The organism is Methylomonas sp. Kb3, from assembly GCF_002834115.1.
In the GTDB taxonomy this organism is placed as follows: Bacteria; Pseudomonadota; Gammaproteobacteria; order Methylococcales; family Methylomonadaceae; genus Methylomonas; species Methylomonas defluvii.
The window spans coordinates 1-5,084 of sequence record NZ_PIZT01000034.1; the positions used below are offsets into that span (position 1 = coordinate 1).

At 48.3% G+C, this 5,084-nt stretch carries 10 protein-coding genes; 5 read left to right on the forward strand and 5 right to left on the reverse strand.

Going from position 1 to position 5,084, the window contains the following annotated elements; translation table 11 throughout:
- Positions 1 to 325, forward strand: a 325-nt coding sequence (locus tag CWO84_RS24450; protein ID WP_205800388.1) for a hypothetical protein, incomplete at its 5' end; no start/stop codon positions are given.
- Between the two features lie 147 nt (positions 326 to 472).
- Here CWO84_RS24450 and CWO84_RS14880 read toward each other — a convergent pair.
- Together CWO84_RS14880 and CWO84_RS14885 are read right to left on the reverse strand one after the other, a co-directional pair.
- Positions 473 to 1,267, reverse strand: coding sequence for a hypothetical protein (locus CWO84_RS14880; protein WP_101053506.1), 795 nt, complete (start codon positions 1,265 to 1,267; stop codon positions 473 to 475).
- On the reverse strand, positions 1,264 to 1,662 hold the full coding sequence (locus CWO84_RS14885) for a lysozyme inhibitor LprI family protein (protein ID WP_051670315.1): 399 nt from the start codon (positions 1,660 to 1,662) through the stop codon (positions 1,264 to 1,266). The genes CWO84_RS14880 and CWO84_RS14885 overlap by 4 nt, the downstream gene beginning before the upstream one ends.
- Before the next feature lie 172 nt (positions 1,663 to 1,834).
- Here CWO84_RS14885 and CWO84_RS14890 point away from each other — a divergent pair, with 172 nt between their 5' ends.
- Both CWO84_RS14890 and CWO84_RS14895 read left to right on the forward strand, forming a co-directional pair.
- Entirely contained in the window at positions 1,835 to 2,092 is a 258-nt protein-coding gene (locus tag CWO84_RS14890; RefSeq protein ID WP_101053508.1) for an AlpA family phage regulatory protein, read from the forward strand.
- A complete protein-coding gene (locus CWO84_RS14895; protein WP_101053510.1) occupies positions 2,089 to 2,730 on the forward strand; it encodes a Rha family transcriptional regulator in 642 nt (213 codons plus the stop codon). Before CWO84_RS14890 ends, CWO84_RS14895 begins: the two co-directional genes overlap by 4 nt.
- 128 nt (positions 2,731 to 2,858) lie before the next feature.
- Here the strand turns inward: CWO84_RS14895 and CWO84_RS14900 are convergent, their stop codons facing one another.
- The 3 genes from CWO84_RS14900 to CWO84_RS14910 all read right to left on the reverse strand — a co-directional run bounded on the left by CWO84_RS14900 (position 2,859) and on the right by CWO84_RS14910 (position 4,106).
- Positions 2,859 to 3,224 carry a hypothetical protein gene (locus tag CWO84_RS14900; RefSeq protein WP_133120697.1) on the reverse strand — a complete coding sequence of 122 codons (366 nt, stop codon included), beginning with the start codon at positions 3,222 to 3,224 and terminating at the stop codon, positions 2,859 to 2,861.
- 73 nt (positions 3,225 to 3,297) lie between these two features.
- Positions 3,298 to 3,594: a DUF6794 domain-containing protein gene (locus CWO84_RS14905; protein ID WP_101053514.1), complete on the reverse strand. Its 297-nt coding sequence runs from the start codon at positions 3,592 to 3,594 to the stop codon at positions 3,298 to 3,300.
- Between the two features lie 53 nt (positions 3,595 to 3,647).
- Entirely contained in the window at positions 3,648 to 4,106 is a 459-nt protein-coding gene (locus tag CWO84_RS14910) for a NucA/NucB deoxyribonuclease domain-containing protein (protein ID WP_101053516.1), read from the reverse strand.
- A 402-nt stretch (positions 4,107 to 4,508) separates the two neighbouring features.
- Between CWO84_RS14910 and CWO84_RS14915 the strand changes: the two genes are divergently transcribed.
- Both CWO84_RS14915 and CWO84_RS14920 read left to right on the forward strand, forming a co-directional pair.
- Positions 4,509 to 4,787, forward strand: coding sequence for a hypothetical protein (locus CWO84_RS14915; protein ID WP_101053518.1), 279 nt, complete (start codon positions 4,509 to 4,511; stop codon positions 4,785 to 4,787).
- Positions 4,784 to 5,084 (forward strand): hypothetical protein (locus CWO84_RS14920; RefSeq protein WP_133120698.1); only part of this gene is annotated, 301 nt, incomplete at its 3' end. The genes CWO84_RS14915 and CWO84_RS14920, both read left to right, overlap by 4 nt.

Here is a 5,084-nt window from a genome sequence, read left to right on the forward strand (position 1 = left end):
AATGGTTTTCAAGGGCTACCGCCCACGTATCGCGATGCAGATGGCAAACGGTGACAAGAAGCTATCAAGGTGGCTCGGTACCGCTACTTACGCCAAAACCAGCAACGGTTACTGGATGGCTTGGCATGCGAATGCGACAGATCGTTTTTTGGTACTGCCACCCGAAGGCTCATCCGACCGGGAATGCCAATGGATTGAAAGCTGGGAAGGTGACTATACCGTTGATATGGCATTCGATTACGTCGAATCGGGTCGCTTTGAGCGAGATGAGTCATTTGTCCTCAATTTATTCATCAAAGACCCGGTAACCGGCGAGTGGCATTAAGTCCCTGTTATTGACGTCTTTTGAAGGCCACGCACCGTCGCGGCTTTTTGCTATTTATTGGACGTTATTAGCGGTTAATGACCTATTAACCCACCGGAAAACGATAGGCGAACGACTTAGTTTTGTAGTGCCCTTTTTTCTCCAATTTCAATTTAAAGATTGAAAATAAACTGCATCAAAAATAGGAACAGGCACCGATTGAAGTAGCACCAATAGCACTTCGCTGTTTTCGGTGTATTTCCCAACAATGCCAAACCATCCATTTACTTTTGCTGTTTTCTCGAATTCAGCTTTTAATTTTTCAGGTATGCGAACCTTAAAATAACTTCTGCTAGTTAGTAGCTGCGCAACAAAAATATTGTCGCCATCCATACGATTAATCATTCCAACCATTGAATAAAATTGGTTATCAGGTTTTATTTTTGGCGAGTTTGCTAATGCTTCTCCTTGCTTTGCATCATAAAAAATTGATGCTTCCTCGACTGATTCTGGTTGCTTTTTTCCTGTTTTTAGTAATATTTTTAACTCATCTTTCTTTCGCTTTTTATCCTCTTCTTCCGCTGTTTTTTTTGCCGCTATTTGGCGTATTTCCTCATCAATTCTTTCTTGCTGACGCGCTAAATTATCTTTGTTTGCCGAATAGGACTTTGCTTTAATTTCAGACCTAATTTCGGCGTAATATTCTTGAGCCTCTTTTTCACACGTACTCAAAGGATAATTGATAGGCTTAGAATTCTGAGCATAAATACCCAAAGAATCGCAAGCCATTCTTGATACTGAAAAATTATTTGGATTTTCTCTTACGAATTGCCTTACCTTTAATCTGGCGTCTCCGATTGAAATATTGTCTGGCCCAAAATAGAATGGTGAATAAACAGAATCATCAATAGTTGCGCATGCGGATAAAAATAGAATCGGGTAAAATATAATTTTTCTGATCATGGTCTGCTTCCCGCAATAATTTCAAGCTCTTTTGCTCTATTCCCTGTTTCAGAAACAATACATTCGTTAGAATTGATAGCCGCCGATGTGCCGCCGTCTGGATCTGCATAAAATCCGCAATTTGCGTCCCGATATTTCAACCATGCTCTTTGGGCTTCTTGTAGCGCTTTAACTCTCTGCTTTTCGATTCCGGTCATTGCTGACTTGTAGGCTTTATTCAGTCGTGCATCTTGAATTTCGGTTTCCGTTGAAATGCAACCGAGTAATTCGTTGGTGACGCCACCAGAATCAGCCACGCATTTTTTGTACTGATCAGATAAATTAACATCATCCGCTAATACAACAACCGGAAAAGCCGCCAAAACGAAAACCAAAAACATCATTCCCTTACACATACCCATTTCCTCCAACAGTAAAAGTCAGCCCAAAAGTAGCCGATAGCGCTGCGACGGTCAATGCGCAGTGGTTCGTGTGGCCCTATTTCAAATTCGGAAAACGGCGCAAACAGGCCCGAAATCATCCATCAACATATTGCCATCATTCACTAGACCTAAATAGGAGGTCACGATGGCAAGCAAACCAAGCCCACACAGACTGGCGGCAGTAGCGTTAGGCTATTTGCGCGTCTGGCATATCACAGGCGACGAAAAGCGCGGCATTGATCCGTTGCTGCCGATTGGTCGATCAACGTTCCTGGCCCGCGTAGCATCGGGCGAATACCCGCAACCGATCAAGCTTGGTAAGCGGACAACTGCCTGGCGAAAATCGGACATCCTGGCTCTGCTTGAAAGTTTCGACTTAGCTGTCGACGTGGAGGCAGCATGAGCGCCGATGCAAAATTGAAGCTGGTCGAAGTTCATGGACAGAAACTGACTACCACCAGTTTGGTGATAGCGGAACTGTTTGGACGACCGCATAAAAGCGTTCTGAGAAGCTTGGACAAGTTGAAAGATCGGCTCAAATTTGTGCCAATCTCTTATAACGACGCTTACGGTCGTGAGCAAAAAATGTATCAGCTCGACGAGCGCTCATTTTTGATTGCGATGCCATTTATCGGCGGCAAGAAATCAGTAGATGGCCAAATTGCCCTTGTCGATGAATTCATCCGCCTGAAGACCATCATTAACGAACCAGGCCGAAAGTCTGAACTGGCTGCAAAACGCAATACCGGATCAGAAATGACCGACATGCTGCAATTCGTTCGGGAATCCGCCGGCAAGGAAACCACCAAAGGGCATTGCATCGGAGAGCACATGTTTTGTAACAGGGCGTTGACCGGCAAGTGGGCAGCAATCAGTGAAGCTGATTTGGATGTTTACGACACGCGACTACTGGCGGCGATCCGGAAGCGCAACATGCTGTTAATGACGCGGTACCCAAAGCAGGCTGACAGGAAGAAGCTGATGGATGATTTCGTTTGTCAGTACCGGGCCAACCACCCAAGGCTTTTACTGGTTGCTTGATTCAGTAACGGTGGGCCCATCTTCGAACCTGGTAAACTTGCGCCGGCTTTGTCGATTTTTACTTTCCCCCAGTGGGGAGTATTCAGGAACCTGGCGGGCTACGGGCTTTAACCTCTGTTTTTCGTCTTTCACGCCGAAGGGTTATGATCGGTGGTTGCGCGCTCGTGTGTCGACCTGTGATAGTAAGACTCCACCGACATATCTAAAAACGCCTGATAGTGTTGGTCCGCCAACAAGATGTAACGCGCTGCTGGCTCAAGCATGTTTTGCCTTTTACAGGCAAAGCTCATTTGTTCGTAAATCTGAAACCGACTGAGGTGCCCGAATTTTTCCAGAAACACCGAGCGCGGAGGATCGCCGCCAGGTCTCTGCCTAGGGACTTCGATATTTAAACGCCAGTCAACTTCATCCAGAAGCCGGTGAAATTCATTGATAGCTTCGTCAAATTGCCCGGCCTTGCTCAATGCGAGTGGCAGCCTTAGCCAACGCTCCATTGGGTAGATTCCGGGGTGCTCCCGTATCCATTCGGCATCAGCACGCAAGCGAGCTAAGTTAGAGGCAATATGGCTATTTCCCTTCGCCATCCTGCAACCGTCCCCAAAGCGCCCGGATAATGACGCCACTTGCATCATCCGGATGAATGCCGGTACCGCAAGCCGCCGCCAATTCACTGCCGGGGTTATGCAGCCCAAACGCATTCCGAATCGCTACGCCAAGGCAAAAGTGGAACTCGACCAGTTCGTCTTCCTCCGCGCTTGCAACTGCCCTGCGCTCGGTGTCGTTCATGATGAGCAAAAGCCAGTCAACAGCCTCGTCAACCGTGCGCGGTGTTCGCAATATCTCGCTACTGAGTGTGCTGACCAAATTTCAGTCAATTTGACCTTCCTTGTTGCCTGGCGACTACTTAGATTGTGTTGTCACGGCTTTGTCACAGGGTTTTCCACAGGACTTGGGGGATAACACCAACTGCGGATTTGAACTACTTGGTAACCGGCCCACGAGGGTGATTGATCACCTTCACGAGGAACTTTGACCGCTCTCCCAGAGCCGGCAATTATGTGGTGGCGTTTCAAAAAACCGGCAATCAGTCCGCCTTGCGCGCTATTCTCCCTGCCGGGAATATGTCCGACCCATGCCTTGCCGCCCTCAACGGTACACGCAAATGGATATTCGTCACGGCTGAGAATATGCGGGATCTCATAATTATCGCCATCGACCTGATAATGCATCGCGGCTTTCCGTTGCTCCTTACGAAGCGTCATGTCCGGGCCGTTGTATGTCAGTACTTTCGGATGCCCGGCCATTTGCGCGTGCCATATGTTGTCGGCAAGCTCACGATGGATGGACCAATCGAATACCAATTCTGGGTACGCCATATTTCCGCCTTTACACCTTGCACTTTAGCCAGTGCGAGTCGGTGATGTTTTTTAAATTATTGCGCACCTTTTCTGTCTAGGCAATATCCTCATTCCCTTACTCGGTCAAAAAATTTCCTTGACACCACCACAACACCAAGCCTAAGCTTTAACCGTGCCGACATATTCGGCGCCGGGCGTGGAAACCCGTTTATCTAGGCGTAAAAAACGCCACTGACCTTAGTGGTTTTTTTATGCGCGTCATTTTTGCATGGCTTTGCCGTGCCTCTTTTATGGCGGGATTGTTTGGGCAGCCGAAAGGCTGGCCGCGCCTAGATGCGGTATTTCCACCCCACTCAATCCCGTCGCCCGTGTTGTGGAAAACATCGGCGGCGGTTATTCATCTTTTCTAGGAATACCGCTATGACCACTCAAACCGCCCAGGGCGAAACCAGCCCAAAAACCGCCGCCTTCGACACCGCTCTCAATGCTTTTTGCGATATTCAGCGCGCACAGGCTGTACTTGCGCTGATCTTAGACAGTTACGTCGAAAGCATTTCCGATGAGAACGTCCTTAACTCGCTGTTTGTTGTCCAGAACGAAATAAATAGCGGGTTCAGCACCTTAGAGCGGTTTATCTGGCCCAAAGACGACTCTACCGCCGACAAGCCGCAAGAAACTGTCGAAGGCGGTGCGGCATGAACGCAATCACAGCAACCCTACCAAGGCTAGATACTCTTTTTGAGTCCGCGCAACGCGCCCACGCCGTGATTTTATTGCTGGCCGAATCCTGTTATTCCCCAGCGTATACTGACACTGTTATTTATTCACTGTGGGCGGTCGAGCGCGAGATTAGGGAAATCAAAGAGAGCTTGGACGTCTATTTGGCTGCCAAGATCGATGAGAGTTGGGCAGATTATCCATTTCCGGCCACCACCGACAAGCCGCAAGAATTCACCGAGGTCGAGCGCTGGGCAGACAACCACCTGCAAGCCGCCG